The following is a 24,378-nucleotide window of genomic DNA, read 5'->3' as shown; positions in this document are numbered from 1 at the left end:
TCCTTTGGGCGGAGCTGCCGCACTCGAACAACATAAGAAAGGGCCGTATCGGCCCTTTCTTTATTGCTTGAACGGGTGCTGCGCCAGCCAATGGTCGGCGATATCCTGCCGGCGACATACCCAGACCCGATCGTGCTGCTCGATATAGTCCAGGAAACGCTGCAACGCGCGGAACTTGCCCGGACGCCCGAGTAAACGGCAATGCATGCCGATAGACAACATCTTCGGCGACTCCGCCCCTTCGGCATACAGCACGTCAAAGCTGTCCTTCAGATAGGTAAAGAACTGCTCACCGGTGTTAAACCCCTGCGGCGAAGCAAAGCGCATGTCATTAGCCTCGAGCGTATAAGGCACGATCAAATGCGGCTTCGTCTCACCGTTGGCACACTGCACCTCGGTCCAGAACGGCAGGTCATCACCGTAATAATCGCTGTCGTACAACAGTCCACCTTGCTCCACCACCAACCGGCGGGTGTTCGGGCTGTCGCGGCCGGTATACCAGCCGAGCGGTGCCTTGCCGAACAGATCGCGCAATACCGCGATCGCCTGTTGCATATGCTGCCGTTCGGTCGCTTCGTCCATGTGCTGGTAGTGGATCCAGCGCCAGCCATGGCTAACCACGTCATAATTGGCATTTTTAATTGCCTCAACCACCAACGGATTACGCGCCAGCGCCATCGCCACACCAAACACCGTCAACGGCAGGCCACGGCGCTGAAACTCATTATGGATACGCCAGAACCCGGCACGAGAACCGTATTCGTACAGGGACTCCATCGACATATGCCGTTCAGGGTAGCTGGCCGCGCCGATAATATCGGAGAGAAACTGTTCAGAACCGGCGTCGCCGTGCAGCACGCTATTTTCCGCCCCTTCCTCGTAGTTGAGGACAAACTGCACCGCGATCCGCGCCTGTCCCGGCCAACGGGCATGGGGTGGCTGGCCACCGTAGCCGATCAAATCACGGGGATAATCCTGGTTGAACTGGTAGTCACTCATCGCTGTTTCCCTTTACTGATGACCGGTTAAAACCGCCAAACATACCGGACAGGGGTTTGGCCTGCGGAAAAGCCAGATCGCCGTGTTTGCTGGTGTTCAGACCGAGCGCATGCAACGACTCGATCATTTTTACCGCGGCGCTGACGCCGTCGATCACCGGGATCCCCAGTTCCTGAGTCAACTCACGCGCCAAATCGGCCATGCCGCCGCACCCGAGCACAATCGCCCCGCTGCCGTCCTGTTGTTTTGCCTGAATACAGTGTTCACGCACCTTTTGCTGCGCCAGACCGCTGCCGTCTTCCAGCGCCAATACCGGCAGATCGATCGCATGCAGTGCGGCGCAGTGGCGCTCAAAGCCGTATTGATGCAGTAAATGCCGCGCAATAACCAACGTACGCGGCAGGGTGGTGACAATGGAAAAACGCGTCGCCACCAGCGTCGCCATATGCATGGCTGCCTCGGCGATGCCAATCACCGGCCGGTTTGCCAACTCCCGCGCCGCCAGCAGGCCCGGATCGCCAAAACAGGCGATGACATGGCCGCTGACGCCCGCCTCACGTCCCAACTTCACCTGCTGCAATACGCCGATGGCAGCAATGGCTTCGTCAAAATGCCCTTCTATTGATGGCACCCCTTCCTGCGGACAGACCGCCAGGATCTCGGTATCGGGTGCGGCCACCGATCGGGCTGCCACAGCAATGGTTTCGGTCATGCTCCGACTGGTGTTCGGATTGATGACCTGAATGATGCAGCCCGCGGTCATAGCGACTCCCGCGAGCCGGATTCGGCAAAGATTTGGGCGAAATCCGGCGTTTCATTTACAGCCTGGTCAAACCGCAGATTGGCCACAATGTCGTCAAAATGACGGGCCATATGATCCGCCAGCGCCGCGCTGTCTTTGTCGCGCAGCAACATCAGCAAATCACTGTGATCGTGGCAGCGACAGCCCTGCTGCCAGGGAGAGCCGTAAACGGCTATCACCAACGATGAACGCAGGGTGAGCAGTGAAACCATCTCGGTCAGCACCTGATTACCGGCGATCGCCTGCAGTTGAACGTGAAACGCGGCGGACAGGCGGATCGCCGCCGCACCGTCCTGATCGCGGTGGGCCTGCTGCTCCTGCGCCACTATCTGTTCCATCACCAACAGCTGCTCTTCACGGCAGTGGGCAATCACCTGCGGCAGATTGGCGCACTCCAGCATTTTTCGCGTCTGGAAAACATTCGCCGCTTCGCCCTGCCCCGGCGTGGCGACCTGTGCACCACGTTTGGGCAGTTGGGTAACCAATTGCACTGCGGCAAGGCGCTGCAGCACCCGCCGGATACCGGTGCGGCTGACACCAAAGGTCTCCGCCAACGCTTCTTCCGGCAATTTGCTGCCGGGCAGCAACCGATGCTCAACAATCGCCTTCACCAGTGAGTTGTAAATATGATCGTCTTTATCTTCAATGAAATAACTGGCCTGCTGCCCATGCCACGCGGCATTGGTGCCGATCGCTGTACCGATCATTTTGCTGCTCCCCGTCCCCTTAGATAATCAAATCGTATACAAGAATAATATATTTTGTATACAAAAATGAGCAGTCTGGCCTGGATCCTGCAAAAGCCCTCTCAGCAATCTTTGCCAAAAAACAGATAACAACATCCGGGTGACGTTCTTGAGAGGAGCACGATTTATGCCAAACCCTAATGAAAACTACAGTCCCAAGCTGTGTAACGACGACCTGGCCCCCACGCGTGACCAGAACTGGAGTTGGTACAACATCTTTTCTTTCTGGATGTCGGATGTGCACAGCATGGGTGGCTATGTGGTGGCCGCCAGCTTCTTCGCCCTCGGGTTGTCGAGCTGGCAGGTCTTGATTTGTCTGCTGGTGGGGATTTGCATCGTGCAGTTTTGCGCCAACCTTGTGGCTAAACCCAGCCAGCTCGGTGGCGTGCCCTACGCCGTTTTAAGCCGTCAGGCGTTTGGCGTGTTCGGTGCCAATATTCCGGCGGTGATCCGTGGCATGATCGCCTTCGCCTGGTACGGCATCCAAACCTATCTGGCTTCCAACGCACTGATGCTGACGCTGCTGAAATTCTTCCCGTCGCTGGAGCCGATGACCCAGCCGCATTTCCTCGGGTTGTCGCAACTGGGTTGGGTCTGTTACATCACCATGTGGCTGTTGCAGGCGATGGTGTTTTGGCACGGCATGCAGGCCATTAAGCGTTTTATCGATATCGCCGGACCGGCCGTTTACCTGGTGATGTTCGCGCTGGCAGGCTGGATTGTTTACCGCGTCGGTTTTTCCAACCTGTCCCTCACGCTGTCGAGCAAAACCCTGAGCACCGGTGAACAGGGTTGGCTGATGTTGACCGCTACCGCGCTGGTGGTGTCTTACTTCTCCGGCCCGCTGCTTAACTTCGGTGACTTTACCCGCTATGGCAAAAGCTTTGCCGAAGTGCAGCGCGGTAACCGCTGGGGCCTGCCCTTCAACTATCTGCTGTTCTCGCTGGTGACCGTGGTGATCGTTTCCGGCACCCTGCCGCTGTTTGGGCAGCTCATCACCGATCCGATCGAAACCGTCACCCGCCTCGACAGCGATATCGCCGTCGCCCTGGGTTTGCTGACCATGATTGTCGCTACCATCGGCATCAATATCGTGGCCAACTTTGTGTCGCCGGCGTTTGATTTCTCCAACTGTTCGCCACAGAAGATCAGCTTCCGCACTGGTGGCATGATCGCCGCCGTCGGCTCATTCCTGCTGACGCCGTGGAACCTGTTCCAGTCACCCGAGCTGATTCATTACACGCTGGACGTACTGGCCGCCTTTATCGGCCCGCTGTTCGGTATTCTGTTGGTGGACTTTTACATCATCAAGCGCGGCGAACTGCACGTCGACGACCTGTATAACGCCACGCCAAACGGCCGTTACTGGTACAAGAACGGCTTCAATCCGAATGCGATTTGGGCGCTGGTACCGGCCGTGGCGATCGGGCTGGCCATCAGCTTTACGCCGGGCCTGCATCAGGTGGCTAACTTCAGTTGGTTTATCGGTGCGGCACTGGGTGGGGGAGGTTATCGAATCATTGCCCGCCGCGAATGGGCAGCCAATCAGGCAGTGACCTTTGCCAAGGCAGAATTAAGCAAAGATTAAAAACAACGAAGCCCTGAGTTATTGCTAACTCAGGGCTTCTGAATGTTGGCGGAACGGACGGGGCTCGAACCCGCGACCCCCTGCGTGACAGGCAGGTATTCTAACCAACTGAACTACCGCTCCGCGCCGTTCTTCTCTTTCGAGAGGAACGAGGCGCATATTACGGTTGAGCCACTATGGCGTCAATGCCTTTCTCTTACCAAATGAACCGTTTGCACAGTTTTTCAGCTAACAGGGGCAAAAGATTATCTGCCCAGATTAAAACAGCGTTATTCCACTTCTGTACGCCACAGGCAGCTGCCGCCCTTTTTCGCCACCAAATCCAGACGTGCCTCGTGAGCCACCACTTCTTCATCGCTGGCGTAGACCACTTTCATCGTCGTCGCCGGACGCACAATGCGCTGAATGTCCTGCGTTGAATTATTATTCTGCGTATCGCCTTCCATCTGGAATGCCATCGACGTCTGACCGCCGGTCATCGCCAGATAGACTTCCGCCAGGATCTCGGCATCGAGCAACGCGCCGTGCAGCGTACGCTTGCTGTTGTCTATCTCGTAGCGGCCACAGAGAGCATCGAGGTTGTTGCGCTTGCCCGGGAACAGGCGGCGCGCCATTAACAGGCTGTCGGTGATGGTACAGAAGGTATCGGTCTTCGGGATGCCCTGCTGCAGCATGCGGAATTCGTGATCCATAAAGCCGATGTCGAACGCCGCGTTATGGATGACTAACTCACCGCCGCGGATAAAGTCGATAAACTCATCGGCAATCTGGGCAAAGGTCGGTTTATCCGCCAGGAACTCATCGCTGATGCCGTGAACCCCATAGGCCTCAGGATCCACCAGCCGATCCGGCTTGATGTAGACGTGGTAGTGACGGCCGGTCGGGCGGCGGTTAATCACTTCCAGTGCACCAATTTCAATGATGCGGTGGCCTTCGTAATGCACCCCGAGTTTATTCATACCGGTGGTTTCGGTATCGAGGACAATCTGTCTGGTGGTTGTAGAGATCATATTGCAGTGCTCGCAGCGCGTGTTTATGTCAGACTTGGCTTTTATAAAACTGATAGGAAGAGTCTACCAGAGATGCTCAAACAGGTAGAAATTTTCACTGACGGCTCCTGCCTTGGCAACCCGGGCCCCGGTGGTTATGGCGCAATACTGCGTTATAAGCAGACTGAAAAAACCTTCAGCGCGGGCTTCCGCCTGACCACCAACAACCGCATGGAGATGATGGCGGCGATTGTCGCGCTGGAAGCTCTGACCACCCCTTGCGAAGTGGTTCTGAGCACCGACAGCCAGTATGTGCGCCAGGGCATTACCACTTGGATCCACAACTGGAAAAAGCGCGGCTGGAAAACGGCCGACAAAAAACCGGTCAAGAATGTCGATTTATGGCAGCGATTGGATTTGGCCATTCAGCGCCACACCATCAAATGGGAATGGGTCAAGGGCCATGCCGGCCATCCGGAAAACGAACGCTGCGACGTGCTGGCGCGCGATGCGGCCGGTAATCCAACCCAGGATGACGTCGGTTATAAACCGGAAAGTTAAGGCAGTTTGCGATAACTCTTGGTCGCGCCGACGGCGCGGCTGAGAGCAGGCTTCCTGGCACCGAACTTCATCGGTGTTGGCGTCAGCGGCAGGGTGCGTTTACGCGCCACAATCACGCTCATGCACCCCAGCGCCGGTAAATGAGTGCATAAAAACTTCCCACCTTTACGCTGCCACGGCAACACGTGAAAACGCGACTGATGCAGGACTTCATAATTCAGCAAGCTCAGCCAGTCCAACAGGCGCATCTGGGTAAACATCCGGCTGACGTAAGGCTGACGTTGGCGTAACCCGGGAACCAGCTTGCCTAACCCCAGTAGACTGAACGGATTGAAGGTGCTGATCACCAGCCAGCCGTCGTCGATCAACACGCGATCAACCTCACGCAGCATGCGGTGCGGATCGTCAGCATAAGACAGCGTATGCGCCAACAGGCAGGCATCCACCGACTTGGCGGCAAAGGGGAGCTGGTAGGCATCGCCAATCACCTGCAGGTTATCCCCTTCCAGACCCACATTCACCTGATGAGAAATGGCGCATTTGTCGGTTGCCAGACAGGCACTGAGATTACCGAGTTTTAGCAGGTGGAAACCAAACAGCTTCGACCACCAGGGTTGCAACTGCCGCTCAAGCGCCTCACGATAGTATTCCCCCCACGGCAACTCCGCCCAGGACTGTGGGCCGGTGAGCTTTTGTAGAGTATGGGCTGGTTTCATGATTTATTATCTTCTTTCAAGCCGTTGCCAACGAGAGGTCCAACATGAATCTTATCAGTATTCCCGCCTTCCAGGACAATTACATTTGGTTATTGGATGACCAGCAGGGGCATTGCACTATCGTCGATCCCGGCGAGGCGCAGCCGGTGTTGGCAGCGCTGGATCGCCTGAACCTGACGCCTGATGCGATCCTGCTGACCCACCATCACCACGATCACGTTGGCGGCGTTGCACAAATTGCAGCGCGCTATCCCGGGCTGAAAGTCTATGGCCCACAGGAAACCGCCGACAAAGGTGCTAACCACATCGTTCATGACGGCGACACCATCGAAATTAACGGACAAAAATTCGCCACCATCGCGGTTCCCGGACATACATTGGGTCATGTGGCTTTCTATAGCGCACCTTATCTGTTCTGCGGAGACACTATTTTCTCTGCCGGCTGCGGCAGGCTTTTCGAAGGGACCGCCGAGCAAATGTACGACTCATTTCAACAGCTCGCGCAACTTCCCGATAACACGTTAGTTTGTTGCGCGCATGAATATACGCTTTCAAATCTTAAGTTTGCACGGGCTATTTTGCCGGAAGATCGACAGATTGAAACATATCAGCAACAAGTCGAGGCGTTACGGGCAAAAGGCCAACCCAGCATCCCTACTCTGCTACAATTAGAGCGTAAAATTAACCTATTTTTACGCTGCCATGACACTGATTTACAAAAGAAATTAGGCTTTCATACGCCACCAAATCACCTTCATTCAGTTTTTTCCGAATTACGCCTGCGAAAAGACAACTTCTGAGCTTTTAGTTGTGTTGTTTGGCGAAGCAAAGTATGATTGCTCGTCTTTTAAGCAACTATATTGACACACACATGAAGGCTAAAGCGATATTTCTCGCCTCAGTCTTGCTAGTGGGGTGCCAGTCGTCCAGGCAGGACGCACCGGCCCCAGAACAGCATGCACAGAGTTTGTCTTCGGCAGGTCAAGAAGGTGAAGCAGGAGAGTACACAGCGAATGGTCGAGCGAGCTCGGCGCGGTGGCTAGATAACAATAGTGGTGCCGCGCAACAGAACCTGTGGAACTTCATTAGCGACGAGCTGAAGATGGAGGTTCCGGAAAATTCCCGGATCCGTGATCAAAAAAGAAAGTACCTAAAAAGTAAGAGCTATCTCCACGATGTAACATTACGGGCAGAGCCGTACATGTACTGGATAGTCGGGCAGATTAAGAAACGCAATATGCCGATGGAACTGGTACTGCTACCCATAGTGGAGAGCGCTTTTGACCCCCACGCCACGTCAAGTGCCAACGCCGCAGGGCTATGGCAAATCGTGCCGCAAACGGGTCGGAATTATGGTTTGAAAAACAATCAGTGGTATGACGGGCGACGCGATGTCGTGGCCTCGACAACTGCTGCGCTTGATATGATGCAGTATTTGAACCGCATGTTTAAGGGTGACTGGTTACTGACCATTGCTGCTTATAACAGTGGTGAAGGCCGTGTCATGCAGGCGGTTAAGGCGAATAAACGCCAGGGTAAGCCAACCAATTTCTGGGCATTGTCGCTTCCACGTGAAACGTCAATTTATGTCCCGAAAATGCTGGCGCTGAGCGACATCATTAAAAACAGCAAGAAGTACGGTATCAATCTGCCTAAGACTGATAACACCCGTGCACTGGCGCGTATTGATGTTGGGCAGCAAATACAGTTAACTCAGGCGGCTGAGATGGCTGGGCTTTCACTGACCAAGATGAAAGCTTACAACCCAGGCTACAAAAAAGGCGTTACGGCACCCAACGGGCCCCATTACATTATGGTTCCCAAAGGTCATGCCGATCAGCTGAAAGACTCGTTGGCCGATGGCCAGATCGCAGTGACTCAACCAACTACCCAGTTGGCGAAGAACAGCGGTTTGACTGGTGGCAGCTCGTATAAAGTGCGCTCCGGCGATACGGTATCGGGCATTGCCAAGCGGTTGAATATCAAGTCCAGCGATTTGCAGAGTTGGAACAATTTACGTGCCAAGAGCACGCTGAAAGTTGGGCAAACCCTGCAAGTGGCCAGCAACACCGGCAGTAACAGCAGTATCACCTATCAGGTTCGTAAAGGTGATTCGCTTGCCAGTATTGCACGTCGTCACGGCGTCGATATTAACGACGTGATGCGTTGGAACTCAACGCTTGCCAAGGCTAACAGCAGCCTGCAACCGGGTCTGAAATTGACCTTGTTTGTCAGCGATAAAACGTCGCCGGATACCTAAATTTTCGGCACAAAAAAAGCACCCTTCGGGGTGCTTTTTTATTGTCTGTGACCCGTCCTGAATACAGGGGTGAACATTACCAGTGCGGTTTGTCGGCCTCTGGATGAAACTCCACCAACAGCGGATTATGATCCGACGCGCTGGTCACCAGAACCGAAGCCTCTGCCACCCCCATGTTGCGATAAAACACAAAATCCAGTGGGCGACCAAAAGCCTTGCGACGGTGATCATCGGTGAAATTCACCTCACGCAGCGCCATATCACTGGCGAACTGATAGAGCGCATTAATTCGTTTACGGCTCCAGGCATTAAAATCCCCGGCCATGATCACCGGCCCATGGTGATGGGCAATCTGCTCACCAATCGGCCCCAGTTGCTTACTGTAAACGTCCACGCCCAGGCTGAAATTCACCGCATGAATATTCACTACCATCAATAACTGGCCGTTAAACAACGGGTAGACGGTGATCAACGCCGACTTGGCCAATCGCAGCAAAGGCTCACGTTCACGTAGCGGACAACAATAGACCGGATGCGCCGCCGCCAGCGTCATTACGCCGGAAGGATGCTGCGGCAACACAAATGCCGGCACCTGATCGGCTGCCAGATAGTTTGACGTAGCAAAGCTCACCAGTTCAGGCGTGGTTTGCGCTTCCTGCAACAGCACCAGTTGCGCATCCTTGCCATAGCTTTTCAGCACCGAAAGCCAGTCGGCCCGCTGCTGTTTAAAGATATTCCACACCATGACCCGTAACGCGCCGGACGTGGGCAATGCAGCCCCGGGCGGCAGCGCTTGGTCGATGGCGCCAGGGAAAATTCGCTCAACTGGCTGGCCTGCAACATACCTCATTGCATAAGTTCGTTTCGGCACGCTATTCGCCTATTTCCCATTAGGATGAAACTGGCGGTGACATTCCCACCAACAATGAATTGATTATACGCCTGCCCTCGGCTGACGGCATGGCTTTTAGGGGTTATACCCTTTCAGTTATAGGGGCGTGATACAGGGATTTCAATCTTCTGACAGTATATGTGTGTAAAGGTTAGCGGCGGCGTGTCATAAATGCGAAAAGGCCCGCAAAATGCGGGCCAGTGAAGAAAAAACTATGAGGTTCAGGCCAATTGCTGCCGGTACTTCTTATCCAGCCGGCCGCTGACCCCCACCAGTAACAGCGCCACCAGCACAATCAACGCACCTATCCACGGTGTTTGTGCCAGACCCAAGGTCGCCACGGTTTGGCCACCAATCACGGAGCCAAGGGCAATACCCACGTTAAAGGCCGCAATGTTCAGGCCGGAAGCCACATCCACCGCGTTTGGCGTGTACTGCTCGGCTTTTTGTACCACATACACCTGCAGACCCGGAACGTTACCAAAGGCAAACACCCCCATGACGATCACCGTCAGCAACGCGGCAATGCTGTGGCTGGCAGTGAACTGGAACACCAGCAACAGAACGGCCAGAGCGGCGAAAATAAAGCTCAATGCGCGCACGGCACCGTGACGATCCGCCAGTTTTCCGCCCCAAATGTTACCAATCGCCACCGCAATACCGTAGGCCAGCAGGATCCAACTGACTGCCGGAGCGGAGAAGCCCGCCAGCTCCTGCATCATCGGCGCCAGGAAGGTGAAGGTAGTGAACACACCACCGTAACCCAGTGCAGTAATGGCGTAAATCAGCAACAGGCGAGGATGCGTCAGCACTTTAAACTGGTCCTTAATGCTGGCACTGGCCTGATTTTTAATGTTGTTTGGCACCAAAATAGCGCTGGCCACGGTGGCTATTACGCCAATCAGTGATACTGCCAGGAAGGTTTCACGCCAGCCAAAGTGCTGGCCGATAAAGGTCCCCAAGGGTACCCCAGTCACCAGCGCCACGGTCAGGCCGCCAAACATGATGGCGATCGCCGAGGCGGCTTTCTCTTTCGCGACCAGGCTGGTAGCAATGGTAGAACCGATTGAGAAGAACACCCCATGGGCCAGACCGGTCAGCAGACGAGCTATCACCAGCGACTCATAGCCTGGCGACTGCCAGGCCAACAGGTTACCGAGGGTGAACAGCACCATCAGGCTGATCAGCAGCAGCTTGCGCGGCACACGGCCGGTTAACGCCGTCAGCACCGGCGCGCCAATGGCCACGCCGATAGCATAAATAGTCACCAGCAGCCCGGCGGACGGCACAGTTACCCCTAACTGCTCTGCAATCGTCGGGATCAGTCCGACAATCACAAATTCCGTCGTACCGATAGCAAAGGCACTGATGGTCAATGCAAGTAATGCGAGAGGCATCTTTTTTACTCCAAATAGCGTTCAGGTTGATGACGGCTATTATCGGCCTATGCTTAAATGATAAAAATGCTCAAAATATCAAATTAATTTTGCCAAAGGAGCAATAGTGAAAGCGAACTCCGATGAACTCATCACCTTCGTCACCGTGGTAGAAAGCGGCAGCTTCAGCCGGGCGGCAGAACAGCTTGCTCAGGCGAATTCGGTAGTCAGCCGTACGGTCAAGAAGCTGGAAACCAAGCTGGGCGTGACGTTGCTTAACCGCACGACACGCCAGATCAGCCTGACGCAGGAAGGGGAGAACTATTTCCGTCAGGTGCAGAAGGTACTGAGTGATATGGCGGCGGCGGAGAATGCGCTGATGGAAAGCCGTCAGCGTCCGCAAGGGCTGTTACGCGTCGATGCCGCGACACCGGTAGTACTGCATGTATTGACGCCGCTGGTGGCGGAGTTTCGGACGCTCTACCCGGAGATGACGCTGTCGCTGGTGTCATCGGAGAACTTTATCAATCTGATCGAGCGTAAGGTAGATATTGCCATCCGCGTCGGTGAGTTGACCGACTCCAGCCTGAAGGCACGCAAGCTGATGACCAGCTATCGGCGCGTTCTCGCCTCCCCCCGCTATTTGGCGCAGTACGGCACGCCACAGACGGTAGAAGAATTAGAGCAGCACTGCTGCATTGGTTTTAACGACCTGCCCAGTCTGAACCGCTGGCCGTTGGCCTGCGCCGACGGCCGCCAATTGGAAATAACCCCGGGCCTGACCACCAACAGTGGTGAAACCCAGCGTCACCTGTGCCTGCACGGCAACGGTATTGCCTGCCTGTCGAATTTTATGATTGATGCAGATATCAATAGCGGCGATTTGGTCCCGATTTTGGTTGCTGAAACCCTGCCGGTAGCAATGCCGATCAATGCCGTGTATTACAGCGACAGTGCAGTCAGCAACCGCCTGCGCAGCTTTATCGATTTTATCAGTGAGCGTTTGGCACCATAAAAAAGGCGCCCGTTTGGGCGCCCTGATGTATAGATGCTAGAGAATCAATCCCAGTTCGGTGCCAGGCCTTCCGGGCTGACCAGACGGCCATTGTTTTCCAGGCTGGCGATTGCCGCCATTTCCTCGGCAGTCAGCGTCAGTTGCTGCGCCAACAGGTTGCTCGCCAGGTTTTCACGTTTGGTCGATGATGGGATCACCGTGTAACCCAATTGCAGCGCCCAGGCCAGGATAACCTGTGCCGGAGTGGCGTTGCGGCTTGTCGCGATAGCTTTGATGGTCTCATCCTGCAGCGCCTGGCCATAGGCCAGCGTCATGTAGGAGGTGATGGCAATGCCGTGCTGCTGGGCAAACTCCACCACCTTGCGGTTCTGTAAATACGGCGACAGCTCGATCTGGTTAGTGGCGATCTGGTCCGCGCCTACCGCATCAATCGCCTGCTGCATCAGATCCAGAGTGAAGTTGGACACGCCAATCTGACGGGTCAGGCCCAGCTTTTTGGCTTCCGCCAACTCAGCCATAAACTCCGCGACAGAGACTTCGTCATTCGGCGACGGCCAGTGGATCAGAGTCAGATCAACATAACTGGTTTGCAGTTTGCTCAGGCTCTCTTGCAGGCTTGGGATCAACTTGCCCTTCGCCAGGTTGGCGATCCAAATCTTGGTGGTGATGAACAGCTCTTCACGCGGGATACCGCTGGCGGCGATCGCCTGGCCCACTGCCGCTTCGTTTTCATAGATCTGTGCGGTATCAATGACGCGATACCCCAGTGCCAGCGCGGTGCTAACCGAGTCGATAACGACCTGGTCCTGAAGACGGAAGGTACCTAAACCAAATGCAGGGATGCTCATAATTTTATTCTCTCATTAGGATGTTGAAGCGATATGGGAGGATTATGGCAACTGTTTTGTTGATCAAAAACGCCCTATTGTGCATAAGACTTTTGATTAAAATACAACAATTGCCGGGGTAAGCACCCCGGCAAGGCAAGATTACGCCCAGCGGCGCAGGATCAGCGAGGTATTGATACCGCCAAACGCAAAGTTGTTCGACTGCACAAACTCGGTATCAATCTGGCGATAGCCGCCCATGATGTAATCCAGATCGCCGCAGGCGCTGTCCGGTTCGCTGAGGTTGATGGTCGGCGCAAAGCTGCCTTCACGCATCATCTCCAGCGCCATCCAGGCTTCCAATGCACCGCAAGCACCCAGCGTATGGCCAAAGTAGCTTTTCAACGAGGAGATCGGCGTGCTATTGCCAAAAATCGCCGCCGTTGCCTGACTTTCTGCGATATCACCACGATCGGTCGCCGTGCCGTGAGCGCTAATATAACCAATATCACCGATCGCCAGCCCGGAGGCCTTCAGTGCCTGCTGCATACAGATCTGCATGGTTTCCTGCTGCGGCTGGGTAATATGCGCGGCATCGCAGTTGGTGGCAAAGCCGACAATCTCGCCGTAAATGGTAGCACCGCGCGCCAGCGCATGATCCAGTGACTCCAAAATCAGCGTCCCCGCCCCTTCACCAATCACCAACCCGTCACGTTGACGGTCAAACGGGCGTGGCGAAAGCGCCGGGTGATCGTTCTGCTGGCTGGTGGCGAACAGCGTGTCGAACACCGCCGCCTCCGAAGGACACAGCTCTTCGGCTCCGCCCGCCACCATCACCGTCTGATACCCATGGCGAATGCTCTCGTAGGCGTAGCCAATGGCCTGACTGCCTGAGGTGCAGGCGCTGGAGGTCGGGATCACCCGGCCGCGCAGGCCAAAGAACAGGCCGGTATTCACCGCCGCGGTGTGGGGCATCATCTGCACATAGGTGGTACCGGTAATATTGCCGGTGTGCTTCTCGGTCAGCATGGTGGCGAACTCGCTGACCGGCTTGGTGCTGCCGGTCGATGAGCCGTAAGCGATACCGGTCTCACCGTTGGTCAGTACCGCCTCACCCAGCAGCCCAGCCTGCTCAAGTGCCAGTTCGGTTGCCCGCGTGGCCAGCAGCGAAACCCGGCCCATCGAACGAATACGCTTGCGGGTATAGTGCTCCGGCAATACAAAATTCTCGATCGGTGCGCCAAGGTGGGTATTCAGCCCCTGATATTCTTCCCATTGCGTCATGTAACGCACCGCATTCTGGCCCTGCTTCAGCCGGCTGGAGACATCCGCCCAGTTATTGCCGAACGCTGTCACACCTGCCATGCCGGTTACTACCACTCGTTGCGTCATACCATTCCTCCGTTAATGGAAATGACCTGCCGCGTCACATAGCCGGCAATATCCGACATCAGATAGCTGGCCAGCCCGGCCACCTCTTCCGCCGAGCCCATGCGTTTAAGCGGGATAACGCGCATCGCTTCATCCAGCGCCGCCGGCTCCATGTCGATCATGCCGGTATCAATCAGGCCAGGCGCGATGCAGTTAACGGTGATTTTGCGTTTCGCCAGCTCGATTGCCAGCGCCTTGCAGGCACCGATCACCCCGGCCTTGGCCGCACTGTAGTTGACCTGCCCACGGTTACCCATCACGCCGGAAACCGACGACAGCGCGATAATCCGCCCGCCCTTACGCAGGCCAATCATCGGCATCACGCAGGGGTGCAGTACGTTGTAGAAGCTGTCGAGATTGGTATGGATCACACCATCCCAGTCGTCCTCACTCAGCGCAGGGAAAGCACCATCGCGGGTAATGCCCGCATTGTTCACCACGCCATAATAGGCGCCGTGGGTTTCAATATCCTGCTCCAGCACCTCACGGCACTGGCTGCGGTTGCTGATATCAAACTGAAGCAACCGCCCTTGCCCACCGGCGTTGGTAATTTGCTGCAGTGTCTGTTCTGCCCCGGTCTTATCGCTGTGGTAGTGAACTACCATCAAAAAGCCATCGGCAGCCAGGCGGCAGGCGATGGCCTGACCGATCCCTTTACTGGCGCCGGTGACTAAAACGGAACGCATCATGCGTCTCCCCTTAAGGTCGTCAATTGAATGATTTCTTGTTGATCAGGCTGGTAAGTATTCAGCCTGCCCTGTGCGATGCGCACATTATCGATACTGATTTCACACTCAAAACTGGCTAACTTTTCGTCTTTCAACAGTTGCTGCACGCTAACCAACAGTTTACTGCCGGCAGGAAAGATCGGTAACTCGCAGTGAATCGCACGTCCGCCCAGCAACATGCCCAATTGCGGCGGCTGGGCGCTCTGACGGCCATGCCAGCCACTCCAGACGCCAATCGCCTGTGCCATCAGCTCAATGCCATACCAGCCCGGCAGTGCGCCTTGCGCGTCAAGAAATGGCGCCAGCACGCCGTCGGCACTGACCGTAACGGCACAGCGGGCATGCTCTTCACCTACTTCAAGCACCTGTTCCAACAGCACCATTGGTGATGCATGAGGCAAATAGTATTCGGCAGTGTGATAGTGATTCATCAGGCTTCTCCCAACAGCAGACAAGCATTGTTACCGCCGAAGGCAAATGAATTGGACAAAATCGCACGCTGGCGCAGCGGTTGTGGTTGGTAAACCAAGCCTATCGGTGCCAATTCGGCATCACGCGGCACGCGACTGAAATCTTGCTGCGGCAGCGGCAACGGCTGAGTCAGCAACAGCCAGCTCAACGCCGCCTCGACCGCACCGGCAGCACCCAACGTGTGGCCGGTAAGATGCTTGGTAGAACTGCACGGCGTCTGGCTACCGAACAGGCGATTGACCACCTGCGCTTCAACCTGATCGTTAAGCCGTGTAGCGGTACCGTGCAGATTAATATAACCAATTTGCCCGGCGTTCAGACCGGCTTGCCGCAGCGCCATGCCGATGGCCCGTTCGGCTCCTTCACCGGCAGGATGCGGTGCCGACATATGCCAGGCATCGGAAGATTCACCGACGCCCAACAGTGCGACCGGTGCCGGTTCCCGCGTTAACAACATCAACGCTGCCGCCTCACCGATATTAATGCCACTACGCCCAGTGGCGAACGGCGTACAGCGTTCCGCTGACAGTGACTCCAGGCTGTGGAAACCGTTAATCGGCATTTGGCACAGGCTGTCGGCACCGCCAACAATCGCCGCGTCCACCAGCCCGGCCTCAATCAGGCGTTTACCGCTGATAATGGCACGCGCACTGGAGGAACAGGCGGTAGACAGGGTATAAGCCGGGCCACGGGTAGCAAGAAACGCGCTGAGAAACAGGCCCGGATCGCCCAACTCCTGCTGCTGATAATCATAACCCTGCGGCCACTGCCCCGCCTGATACTGTTGCAGCGCCAGCTCACCTTCGTGGATGCCGGAGGTACTGGTGCCCATAATCACCGCAACACGATCCGCGCCGTAGCGGGCAATAGCCTCGCGCACTGGCGTGGCGATCTGCGCCAATGCTGCCAGCAGCAGGCGGTTGTTGCGAGAGTTATGCTTTTTGAGGGGCTCAGGAATGGCAGGCAGTTCGCCCTGTACATTTCCGAACCAGGATGGCGCGCCCCCGAGCAGCCACTGCGTCTGCTGCTGCATGCCGGGCGACACGCCACTCGCCAGATTTTCCGCTATCTGCGGCAAACTGTTACCCAACGCATTCACCATCCCTACGGCGGAGAAGTAGATCATTATTCGCTCCCCAGGTTCTGAATGGTGATGCGGTAATGGAAAGCGGATTGGGTGATAGACTGCGGTTCACGCCGCCCGTCCCCCTGCTGATAACGGATTTCACTGATGATCGTCCCACGATCGTCATACAGACGCCGCACCTGCGGTTGATCTTCCAGCCGCCACCCGGCAGGCAGCAAAGGTTGCCAGTCCGCCAACGGCCAATAGCTCAGCATGATGTCGGCCAACACCTGGCTGGCGGGCGGCAATTCGCCCACTTTAATCAACTGTTCGGTATGGATCCCCTGACGATCGTAGGTCAGGTTGAACAGCCGGATACCGAGCGGCGACATGCCAACCAATTGCAAGCGCTGGCCGTCGGCATTGAGCAATACCAGCATCGAATGCTGCTGCCCTTTCACTTCGGCGGTCAGCAGTTGCTGCTGGCTGAACGGCTGCGCCAGCGTCGGTGCGGGTAATGTCACCCGTGTACCGGGTTTCAGCCACGCCTGCGGCAGGGTTGGATCCTGCGAACCGGCACAACCGGCCAGCACCGCGACCAGCGTTAACAGCATCATTCGTAAGCCACGCATCAGGCTTTTCCTCTTTTTCTTTTTGTTGCTAACGTCAGCGGCGCTAACAGAAAGGCGACGGCGATGCCGCTGCTCAATACAATGCCAAAACTGCTGATGGCCTGAGTATGGCTCAGCACCAGCATGCCAAAGGTCAATTGTGTGGTGAATACCGCCATAAAGATGGCAAACATCGAGGTAGTCGGCGTCCCCCGGGGATTGGTAAAGAACAGCGTATAATTGATGCCGATCCCCAATACCAGCACCAACGCCAGCAGCGAGAACAGGTTCAGCGTATGGCCGCTCAACGCCAATACCGCAATACCGCTGCCCAGCGACAACAGCGTCGGCACCATGCAACGCAAGCCATGACGCAGGCCAAAACGCCACAGATAAATCAGCGCGATCGCCGCCACTGACAGCATCAGCAGATAGGAAAGATACAGCCGGTACTGGCCAAAGAGTTCACTGAATTCGGTTTTACGGTCGATCCAACCGGTGCCCGGCACCTGTTCAGCCAATGCCTGCATCGCCGCGCTGTTCTGCACCCCGTTGACCGGTACCAGCGCTGCACTGCGCCCATCGGGCAGCGTCAGCCATAGCAGTCGCCAACCCTCGCTGACCACGCTACCCAGCCACTGATCCGGTTTCACCCATTCAGCGGTCAAGTCAGGGGCTTTCAGGGTCAGGTCCGCCTGCTGTAATTGCTTCATCACCTGCGGTGCCACCCGCTGCAACAGAGCGATGTTCTGCTGCTGGCGCTGGAGTGAAGGCAGAGGTAACAGACGATAATCCGCCAGCACGCCCTGCCGTTTTGCCTGCGCCAGCTTGGGCTGCAGCAACTCGATGCGCTGCAACAACTGTTCGGCATTTTCGCCGTAGACCACCAGCCATTTCTGATCGTTATGCTGACCCGTCAATGCCGCAATGCGTTGTTCCTGTTGCTGTAACGCCGTGGGTAACGCCTGCAATTGGCCAATATCGTCGTCGACCTTCAACTGGCTGAAACCGGCCACCACCAGCAACAATACCGCTGCGGGCAACCCATAGCGCAGTAAGGGACGATGTCGCCAGGCATGCAGCCAACGCAGGATAAGCGGCAAACCCGGCGCCGGCCGCACCGGCAGCCGACGCGACAACCGGGGATACCAGCAAATCACGGTAAGACAGGCAGCGCTGAGCCCGGCAGCGGCAAACACCGCCAACTGCTGCAAACCCGGGAACGGCGCAATCAACAGCGCCAGATAAGCCACCACCGTAGTCAGCAAAGCCATCGACAGCGCCGGCAACAGCTTTTGTAAACTGGCCAACGGTGTCGATTGCTCACCATGCACCATACGTTCGGTCAGGAAATAGAGCGTGTAATCGGCCGAAATGCCGACGATGCTGATGCTCAACACCAGCGTCATCAAATGTATTTCGCCAAAGACCAACAGCGTGGCGACGGTGCCCGCCAAGGCGCCTATCCCCACCGATAGCCCGCACAGCAACAGCGGCAACGGTGAACGGAACATCAACAGCACCAATACAAACACCCCCACCACCGACGCCAGGCCAATAGTGGAAATATCCCGTTCGGCCTGTTGGCTGGCGTAATTGCTGTAATACAGCGTACCGCGGTTCAGCACCTCTGCGCCCGGCCAGCGCTGCTGCAGTTGTTGCTGCAATGCCGTAAGTTTATCCACCGTGCGCCGGGCACTGCTGATGTCATAAGAAGAGGCACTTAATTCAGCGTGCAGCAGATACCAACTGCGACCCTGTGCATCACGCGCCACCAGCCAGCCATTGGACAGGCTCAGCAAGCCACCGTTTTGTTGCTGTGCCAGCTGCGAGGCTCGCACCAGCATCAGCGGATCGTTAGCCAGCTCCTTGCCGCTAACCCCGGCGAAAGCAGAATAGAGTTGCCCAAGGATCCACTGGCTTTGCGCATCCGCCCCCTGCAACAAGCGTTGCCGGGTGGCATCGTCCAGCAGCACATTACGGTGCTGGTAGAAAAAACGCCCCCACTGCTGCTGACGTTGCGCATCCATTGGCCCGCCAACCTGCTGCAGTTCCGGCATCTGGCGTAATTGTTGCCACCACCAGTTCACCGCAGCGCTATCTGCTCCCGGCGGCGGGCTGACCAGCCACATCAGTTGGCGGTCGAGCCGGCGGCTGAAACCTTCGGCCAGCTCATCCGGCACGCCCACCAGTTGCTGCTTCGGTAATAACGCCAATACGCTGCTGTTGATCTGGCTGCGCGGCAACAGCCAGCACAAAGCCGCCAGCAACAGCAGGCAAATCGCCAGCCAGCCAAACGCCAACCGCCGGTGCAATTCAGGACGCAAAACGCTGTTGCTCCTCGGCGGTCAGCGTCTGTGGTGCCGTACGCTGGTTAAAGAAGCGGATATGGGTGGCATCACTTTGCATATCATCGATATCAATGGTTTCCAGGAATTGCGCACCGTTGAGGGTAATTCGCTTGAACAACTTGTCGAGAGGAGTGGTTTTGGGTGTCAGCACCAGTCGCCATTGGTTTTTTCCCAACTCGCTGAACTGCAAAGCAAAATTTTGATCCAGCGCCTGGCTGTCGGCGTGAAACAGCGCGGTCAGCAGGTGGTTGAACTGAAACATTTGCGGATTGTTGTCCGCCGTTACCACCTGCGGCGGCTGGCCTGCCAGGGTTTGTACCATGCGCTTATCATCCAGCAGCAGGGTCAGCGGGAAGGGTTTCTGTTGCGCCCACCAAAGCCCTTTTTGCTGGGAAATCAGCAGCTCACCGCTGGATCTCAAAGGTTTCGTCATGCCGCTGATGCTGCGCTGCTGTTCAAACTCGGCGCGCAACACCGGCTGCTGGCTAAAGCGCTGTTGCAATTCCGGCAATGTGACCGCCTGGACGCTCAGGCTGAAAAAGGCGATAAGAACCCATAACCCGTACTTCATTGCGCCCCCTCAATGTTGTCCAGCAGCACCTGCGGTGAGGCAAAACACATTTCTTTGCTGTCAGCGTCTACCGCTACCTGAATGGTATGACCGCGGGTGGTGGTTTTGCCGCTCTCTGCATCCAGAATGCGGTAGCCAATGCGCAGGCGGTTTTCATATTCTTCCAGCTCGGCGCAAACGATAATGCGCTGTTCAAACAGCACCGGCGCGATGTATTTCACTCGCGTATCCACGATCGGCCAGACATAGCCCGAAGCCTGCATCTGCCGATAACCGTAACTGAACTGTTTGAGCAGCGCTTCGCGCGCGATCTCAAAATAACGGAAGTAGTTGCCGTGCCACACGACGCCCATGGCATCGGTATCATGGAAAGGGATAGCGATTTCAATACTGACGGAGAATCGCGGATCGTCTTTTAGCTTCATGTCTCAGGCCCCTGTTGCGCTGACGGCTGCGCCGCCAGTTGCCAAAAATCGAAAAAATTAAACCAGTCGAGCGGTGCCAACAGGCAATAGTGCTCCAGCCGTGCGGCATAACTATCCACCGCGTCTTGCAACGCCTGCTGGCGCTGCTGACGGGGTAATAACAGCGGATCGGCAAACGGCTCAAAATAAACGTTCAGGCGCCCTTGCTGCTTGAGACCGAACATCAGAAATACCGGGCAACGCAGTGCGGCAGCCAGGACAAAGGGTCCCTGCGGGAAAGGGGCTGGTTGGCCGAGAAAACGGCTCCATACTACGCGGGGTTGCTCACCTCGCTGATGTTTACCGGCAGAGGTGCGATCGCCGACGATCGCCACCCATTCACCGGCATCCAGCTTGTCCTGCAGCCGCATGGCCGTTTCCGGCCCCAGCGACGTCACTGAGATCAAATTCAGATTGGCGCGCGGATTCACTTCTTTCATCATCTGGTTGAAGCGCTCGGCGTGCTCGGTAAACACCAGGGCATTCACTTTTACGCCGGAATCCAGCTCGCCCAGGGCACGGCAGGACTCGATATCCCCCAGGTGTGAAGCCAGGATCAGCGTACCTTTGCCGGAAGCTATCTGGCGTTCACAGCCAGCGCGATCCACCAACCGAATATCATTCAGTTCCCCGCGCCAGCTCGCCAGCTTGTCGAGCATCGCCTCGCCAAAACGCATAAAGTGATGGAAGCTGCTGAGCGGCGCAGGCAACGGCTGCTGCCGACTCTGGGCGAACTGCCGCAGACGCTGCAGGTAAGCGCGCGATGCCTCGCGCTGGCGACGCCCGGTCAGCCAGAAATAACCGATCACCGGATACAGCAATAATTGAAATACCCGGCGGCCAAACAGCCGGTAGATCTGCAGCATCAGCCGGATGCCCCACAGGCCACGACGCTCCTGGGTCGCCGACCAATGTTGTGAATTAGCCGACCGTTGGCGTTGCCGCAGCAGGCGAGGAATACGCGGCAACATGCCAAAGAACAAACGCGTATGCATCCAGGAGATACGCAGATTATCGCGCAGCGCGTCAAAATGAGAAACGCCGTCGGCCGGATAGGTGACCCGCGTCGGTAAAAAACGGCTGGGGACCCCCTGCCAGTACAGCCGGACCATCACTTCGGTATCGAAATCCATGCGCTTGCCGAGTGGATGGCGCGTGGTTAGCGCCAGCGTCGGTCCCACCGGATAAACGCGAAAACCACACATGCTGTCTTTCAACGACAGCGACAGGGTTTCTATCCATACCCAGACATGGGTGACATAGCGGCCATACAGGCGAGCTTTTGGCACCGAGCTGTCGTAAATGGGTCGGCCGGAAATCAGACAATCCGGATGAGCGCGCGCCTCGTCGATCATGGCCGGGATATCACTCAGTTGATGCTGGCCGTCGGCATCCACCTGTAAAGCGTGGCTGTAACCCTGCCGTTGTGCCAACTGCAGACCGGCGATAACCGCCGCCCCTTTCCCCTGGTTTTTCTCCAGCCGCAGCAACCTGACCCAGGGTAGCTCCGCAGCCAGCCGCTGGAGTTCCCCGGCGGTGTCGATATCGCTACCATCATCCACGATCAGGCATGGCAGGCCATAACCGGCTAACGAACTCAGTACCGCGGCCATCATCTGCCCGTGATTGAAACAAGGGATAACGAGACAGGGGGTGAAGGGGGCGCTCACTGACATAATGAGATCTTACCGCTGCTGGCGATCGTTTCACCCACGCGGTAGCTGAATAACAGTTTATGCCGCGCCGGCTGCCATTCAAGCTGTAACAGTACGGTTTGTTCCGGCAACAGGGGTTGTTGAAATTTGATCACTTCGATCCCTTTGAACCCGGCCTCGATAGCCAGCAATTGCCGGGCATATTGCATCACCCAGTTCAACTGCGTGACCCCCGGCAGGATCGGATGTTCAGGGAAATGGCCGTGAAACCAAAACAGCCCGGCGGGCAAACGCAGCTGCAGGCTAGCATGGGTGGCGTCACTCACCTGCTGTTGCAGCACCTCAGGTTGCATCATAAAAACAGCTCCTGTAGTTCAGCATAGGCGCGCTTGCCCTGCGGATTCAGCGGAATGGCATCGATAATACGCCAGCGGCGCGGCAGGGCCACCGGCTCCAGCCAGCCCCGCAGCGCCTGATGCAGTTCGCGGGTTAACGCCCCTTCGGACAAGCTTTGTCGGCGGGTTTCGCCATAGGATGACAACACGATCACCGCTACCAATACCGTGCGCCCTGTTTGCTGCTGCGTTAACACCGCGGCATCGGCGATCTCCGGTAACGAAGTCAGCCGGCGCTCAATCTCGCTTAACGACAGGCGTTTCTCTTCCAGTTTGATAATACGATCGGCGCGGCCGTTTAATTGAAATTGTCGGCCATCCGGGGCGAGCTGAATAATATCGCTCAACACCAGTTCGCCGCTATCAGGGATCAGTGGCGACACGACCTTGACACTGCTGTCTGCATTAACCGTTAGCGTCACGCCATCAAATAGCTGCCACAGTGCGGCCTCTCGAACTTGCTTACGCCAGGCCAGCGAGCCGGTTTCCGTCGTGCCGTATATTTCCAACGGCAATCCGCCCAGCATCTGCTGCGACAGTTGGGCTTCGGCGCCAGATAGCGGGCCACCGGCGGAAAATACCTCAACGCATTCGGTCGGCGCCAGGCAGCTATCCAAACGCTTAAGCCACGCCGGGCTGCTGACAAAAACCAGACGCCGGCCCTGGTGTCGGGCAATCAACTGTTCATGATACTGCGTTAACTGCGCATCAAACGGCAGGCCAAAAGCCAGTGGCAGGAACAGGCGAAAACTCAGGCCATACATATGCTGGTGAGACACCGACGCGATAACGCAGCAACCTTGCAAGGGCTCGTGCCAGGTTTCAGCCAGCAGTTCGCTTTCATGGTCCATACAGGCAACGGATTTATTCACCGCCTGCGGCTGGCCCGTAGAGCCGGAAGTGTAAAGAATAAAACGAGGATCCTGAGGCCAGGCGGGCAGTACGCTACCCGCGTTGGCCCCCTCGGATACCGACAACACCGGCACGCCGGGATCGAGAGGCATATCGGTCAGCAACGCATCGTAATCTGCCCGCTGCTCTTTGAGGATGGCTTCGCGCTGGTGGCCAAAAATCACCGGCACCCTGGCGGCATACAAGGATGCCAACAACGCAACGGCAAAGCGATAGCTATCATCAAAACACAGCGCCCAACGACGCTCTTGCCTGCCCGCCAGCTTTGTAGCCAATGCGGCAACGTCACGGCGAAACTGACCGAGATAGAACGCCTGAGCGCCACGCCAGGCAATAAGCAGCCCATCATCACGCTCCGGGCTGAGCCATTGGCTCATCGGCAAACTCAGGCGCGCCTGATCCTTTTCCTGACTATCCATTCAATACCCATTAATGCCCCCATCAGCAGATAGCTGATGCCGCCGTTATACAGCGTCCAGAGTGCAATATCACCGGACAGGCAGGTTGCCAGCGCTATCGCGCCGTTAACAATAAAGAACCCACACCAAACCTGAGTCACCCGGCGAGTGTAAGCCACGCCAGCGGCATCCAGCTGCGGCTCGGTTATACGCGCCAACCGCTCAACCACCGTGGGTGGCGAAAACAGCGAGTATGCAAACAGCGACAGCAGTAATGCGTTGACCCATACCGGGTAATACAGCAACCAATGGCTCTGCTTCAGCGCCCAACTGGCCAGCGCCAGCAAGATACCGACAATAGCCAGGGCTTTGCCTAACCACATTTGCTGACGAAGTTTACCGCGCAGCACCAGCAAGCGTAAGGTAAACACCGTCACCAACAGCGGCGCCAGGACAGTGGTTCCCCAGCGAGTCAAGCCAACCCAAACCGCCAGTGGATAAAGCAGCAACACCAGCCAGGTCACGGCCTGCAACAGCCGCAACATCGAACTCAG

The 24,378-nt window shown here is 56.5% G+C and carries 25 protein-coding genes and 1 tRNA gene; 5 read left to right on the top strand and 21 right to left on the bottom strand.

Annotated elements, in window-relative coordinates; all coding sequences use genetic code 11:
• Positions 1–60: 60 nt before the first annotated feature.
• Genes puuE through QOT07_RS04325 form a run of 3 tightly spaced genes read right to left on the bottom strand, consistent with a single transcriptional unit; the run spans position 61 to position 2,508 of the window.
• Positions 61–999 (bottom strand): allantoinase PuuE, encoded by a 939-nt coding sequence (puuE, locus tag QOT07_RS04335; protein WP_219015454.1) that lies wholly within the window; start codon positions 997–999, stop codon positions 61–63.
• Entirely contained in the window at positions 992–1,762 is a 771-nt protein-coding gene (hpxA, locus tag QOT07_RS04330) for an allantoin racemase (RefSeq protein ID WP_261415256.1), read from the bottom strand. Before hpxA ends, puuE begins: the two co-directional genes overlap by 8 nt.
• Entirely contained in the window at positions 1,759–2,508 is a 750-nt protein-coding gene (locus QOT07_RS04325) for a GntR family transcriptional regulator (RefSeq protein ID WP_283602613.1), read from the bottom strand. The genes hpxA and QOT07_RS04325 overlap by 4 nt, the downstream gene beginning before the upstream one ends.
• A 166-nt stretch (positions 2,509–2,674) precedes the next feature.
• Here QOT07_RS04325 and QOT07_RS04320 point away from each other — a divergent pair, with 166 nt between their 5' ends.
• Positions 2,675–4,135: an NCS1 family nucleobase:cation symporter-1 gene (locus QOT07_RS04320; protein ID WP_207976435.1), complete on the top strand. Its 1,461-nt coding sequence runs from the start codon at positions 2,675–2,677 to the stop codon at positions 4,133–4,135.
• Positions 4,136–4,181: 46 nt separating this feature from the next.
• Here QOT07_RS04320 and QOT07_RS04315 read toward each other — a convergent pair.
• Together QOT07_RS04315 and dnaQ are read right to left on the bottom strand one after the other, a co-directional pair.
• Positions 4,182–4,258, bottom strand: a tRNA-Asp gene (locus QOT07_RS04315).
• A gap of 146 nt (positions 4,259–4,404) precedes the next feature.
• Positions 4,405–5,145: a DNA polymerase III subunit epsilon gene (dnaQ, locus tag QOT07_RS04310; RefSeq protein WP_099064962.1), complete on the bottom strand. Its 741-nt coding sequence runs from the start codon at positions 5,143–5,145 to the stop codon at positions 4,405–4,407.
• Positions 5,146–5,217: 72 nt separating this feature from the next.
• On the opposite strand from dnaQ, the gene rnhA reads away from it, so the two are divergent.
• Complete coding sequence (gene rnhA, locus QOT07_RS04305; RefSeq protein ID WP_099064963.1) at positions 5,218–5,685, top strand: ribonuclease HI; 468 nt, start codon at positions 5,218–5,220, stop codon at positions 5,683–5,685.
• Here rnhA and QOT07_RS04300 read toward each other — a convergent pair.
• On the bottom strand, positions 5,682–6,401 hold the full coding sequence (locus QOT07_RS04300) for a class I SAM-dependent methyltransferase (protein ID WP_099064964.1): 720 nt from the start codon (positions 6,399–6,401) through the stop codon (positions 5,682–5,684). The two genes, rnhA and QOT07_RS04300, sit on opposite strands and share 4 nt — an antisense overlap.
• A gap of 44 nt (positions 6,402–6,445) precedes the next feature.
• Between QOT07_RS04300 and gloB the strand changes: the two genes are divergently transcribed.
• Together gloB and mltD are read left to right on the top strand one after the other, a co-directional pair.
• Entirely contained in the window at positions 6,446–7,201 is a 756-nt protein-coding gene (gene gloB / locus QOT07_RS04295; protein ID WP_283602612.1) for a hydroxyacylglutathione hydrolase, read from the top strand.
• A gap of 71 nt (positions 7,202–7,272) precedes the next feature.
• Positions 7,273–8,661: a murein transglycosylase D gene (gene mltD / locus QOT07_RS04290; RefSeq protein WP_176979060.1), complete on the top strand. Its 1,389-nt coding sequence runs from the start codon at positions 7,273–7,275 to the stop codon at positions 8,659–8,661.
• 76 nt (positions 8,662–8,737) lie between these two features.
• On the opposite strand, the gene QOT07_RS04285 is transcribed toward mltD, so the two are convergent.
• Positions 8,738–9,532, bottom strand: coding sequence for an endonuclease/exonuclease/phosphatase family protein (locus QOT07_RS04285; protein WP_099064967.1), 795 nt, complete (start codon positions 9,530–9,532; stop codon positions 8,738–8,740).
• A 242-nt stretch (positions 9,533–9,774) separates the two neighbouring features.
• Complete coding sequence (locus tag QOT07_RS04280) at positions 9,775–10,950, bottom strand: MFS transporter (protein ID WP_099064968.1); 1,176 nt, start codon at positions 10,948–10,950, stop codon at positions 9,775–9,777.
• 106 nt (positions 10,951–11,056) lie between these two features.
• Here QOT07_RS04280 and yafC point away from each other — a divergent pair, with 106 nt between their 5' ends.
• Positions 11,057–11,944 (top strand): DNA-binding transcriptional regulator YafC, encoded by an 888-nt coding sequence (yafC, locus tag QOT07_RS04275; RefSeq protein WP_099064969.1) that lies wholly within the window; start codon positions 11,057–11,059, stop codon positions 11,942–11,944.
• Positions 11,945–11,988: 44 nt separating this feature from the next.
• On the opposite strand, the gene dkgB is transcribed toward yafC, so the two are convergent.
• The 13 genes from dkgB to QOT07_RS04210 all read right to left on the bottom strand — a co-directional run bounded on the left by dkgB (position 11,989) and on the right by QOT07_RS04210 (position 24,369).
• Positions 11,989–12,792: a 2,5-didehydrogluconate reductase DkgB gene (dkgB, locus tag QOT07_RS04270; protein WP_261427501.1), complete on the bottom strand. Its 804-nt coding sequence runs from the start codon at positions 12,790–12,792 to the stop codon at positions 11,989–11,991.
• Between the two features lie 141 nt (positions 12,793–12,933).
• Positions 12,934–14,163: a beta-ketoacyl-ACP synthase gene (locus QOT07_RS04265; RefSeq protein WP_283602610.1), complete on the bottom strand. Its 1,230-nt coding sequence runs from the start codon at positions 14,161–14,163 to the stop codon at positions 12,934–12,936.
• Positions 14,160–14,891 carry a 3-ketoacyl-ACP reductase FabG2 gene (locus QOT07_RS04260; protein ID WP_207976445.1) on the bottom strand — a complete coding sequence of 244 codons (732 nt, stop codon included), beginning with the start codon at positions 14,889–14,891 and terminating at the stop codon, positions 14,160–14,162. The genes QOT07_RS04265 and QOT07_RS04260 overlap by 4 nt, the downstream gene beginning before the upstream one ends.
• Positions 14,888–15,361, bottom strand: a complete 474-nt coding sequence (locus tag QOT07_RS04255; protein WP_099064972.1) for a hotdog family protein — start codon at positions 15,359–15,361, stop codon at positions 14,888–14,890. Before QOT07_RS04255 ends, QOT07_RS04260 begins: the two co-directional genes overlap by 4 nt.
• Positions 15,361–16,527 carry a beta-ketoacyl-[acyl-carrier-protein] synthase family protein gene (locus QOT07_RS04250; protein WP_261415239.1) on the bottom strand — a complete coding sequence of 389 codons (1,167 nt, stop codon included), beginning with the start codon at positions 16,525–16,527 and terminating at the stop codon, positions 15,361–15,363. The genes QOT07_RS04255 and QOT07_RS04250 overlap by 1 nt, the downstream gene beginning before the upstream one ends.
• Positions 16,527–17,099 carry a DUF3261 domain-containing protein gene (locus QOT07_RS04245; protein WP_099064974.1) on the bottom strand — a complete coding sequence of 191 codons (573 nt, stop codon included), beginning with the start codon at positions 17,097–17,099 and terminating at the stop codon, positions 16,527–16,529. Before QOT07_RS04245 ends, QOT07_RS04250 begins: the two co-directional genes overlap by 1 nt.
• Positions 17,099–19,405, bottom strand: coding sequence for an MMPL family transporter (locus tag QOT07_RS04240; protein ID WP_283602609.1), 2,307 nt, complete (start codon positions 19,403–19,405; stop codon positions 17,099–17,101). Before QOT07_RS04240 ends, QOT07_RS04245 begins: the two co-directional genes overlap by 1 nt.
• A complete protein-coding gene (locus tag QOT07_RS04235) occupies positions 19,395–20,000 on the bottom strand; it encodes a LolA family protein (protein WP_283602608.1) in 606 nt (201 codons plus the stop codon). Before QOT07_RS04235 ends, QOT07_RS04240 begins: the two co-directional genes overlap by 11 nt.
• Positions 19,997–20,425: an acyl-CoA thioesterase gene (locus tag QOT07_RS04230; protein WP_099064977.1), complete on the bottom strand. Its 429-nt coding sequence runs from the start codon at positions 20,423–20,425 to the stop codon at positions 19,997–19,999. Before QOT07_RS04230 ends, QOT07_RS04235 begins: the two co-directional genes overlap by 4 nt.
• Positions 20,422–22,140, bottom strand: a complete 1,719-nt coding sequence (locus QOT07_RS04225) for a glycosyltransferase family 2 protein (RefSeq protein WP_283602607.1) — start codon at positions 22,138–22,140, stop codon at positions 20,422–20,424. Before QOT07_RS04225 ends, QOT07_RS04230 begins: the two co-directional genes overlap by 4 nt.
• Positions 22,131–22,475, bottom strand: coding sequence for a 3-hydroxyacyl-ACP dehydratase FabZ family protein (locus QOT07_RS04220; protein ID WP_283602606.1), 345 nt, complete (start codon positions 22,473–22,475; stop codon positions 22,131–22,133). Before QOT07_RS04220 ends, QOT07_RS04225 begins: the two co-directional genes overlap by 10 nt.
• Positions 22,472–23,845, bottom strand: a complete 1,374-nt coding sequence (locus QOT07_RS04215) for an AMP-binding protein (RefSeq protein WP_283602605.1) — start codon at positions 23,843–23,845, stop codon at positions 22,472–22,474. The genes QOT07_RS04220 and QOT07_RS04215 overlap by 4 nt, the downstream gene beginning before the upstream one ends.
• Positions 23,812–24,369, bottom strand: coding sequence for a COG4648 family protein (locus QOT07_RS04210; RefSeq protein WP_283604293.1), 558 nt, complete (start codon positions 24,367–24,369; stop codon positions 23,812–23,814). The genes QOT07_RS04215 and QOT07_RS04210 overlap by 34 nt, the downstream gene beginning before the upstream one ends.
• Between the last annotated feature and the right edge of the window lie 9 nt (positions 24,370–24,378).

Source organism: Serratia proteamaculans (assembly GCF_949794035.1).
GTDB lineage: Bacteria > Pseudomonadota > Gammaproteobacteria > Enterobacterales > Enterobacteriaceae > Serratia > Serratia proteamaculans.
This window is presented reverse-complemented; position numbering and strand designations above follow the sequence as displayed.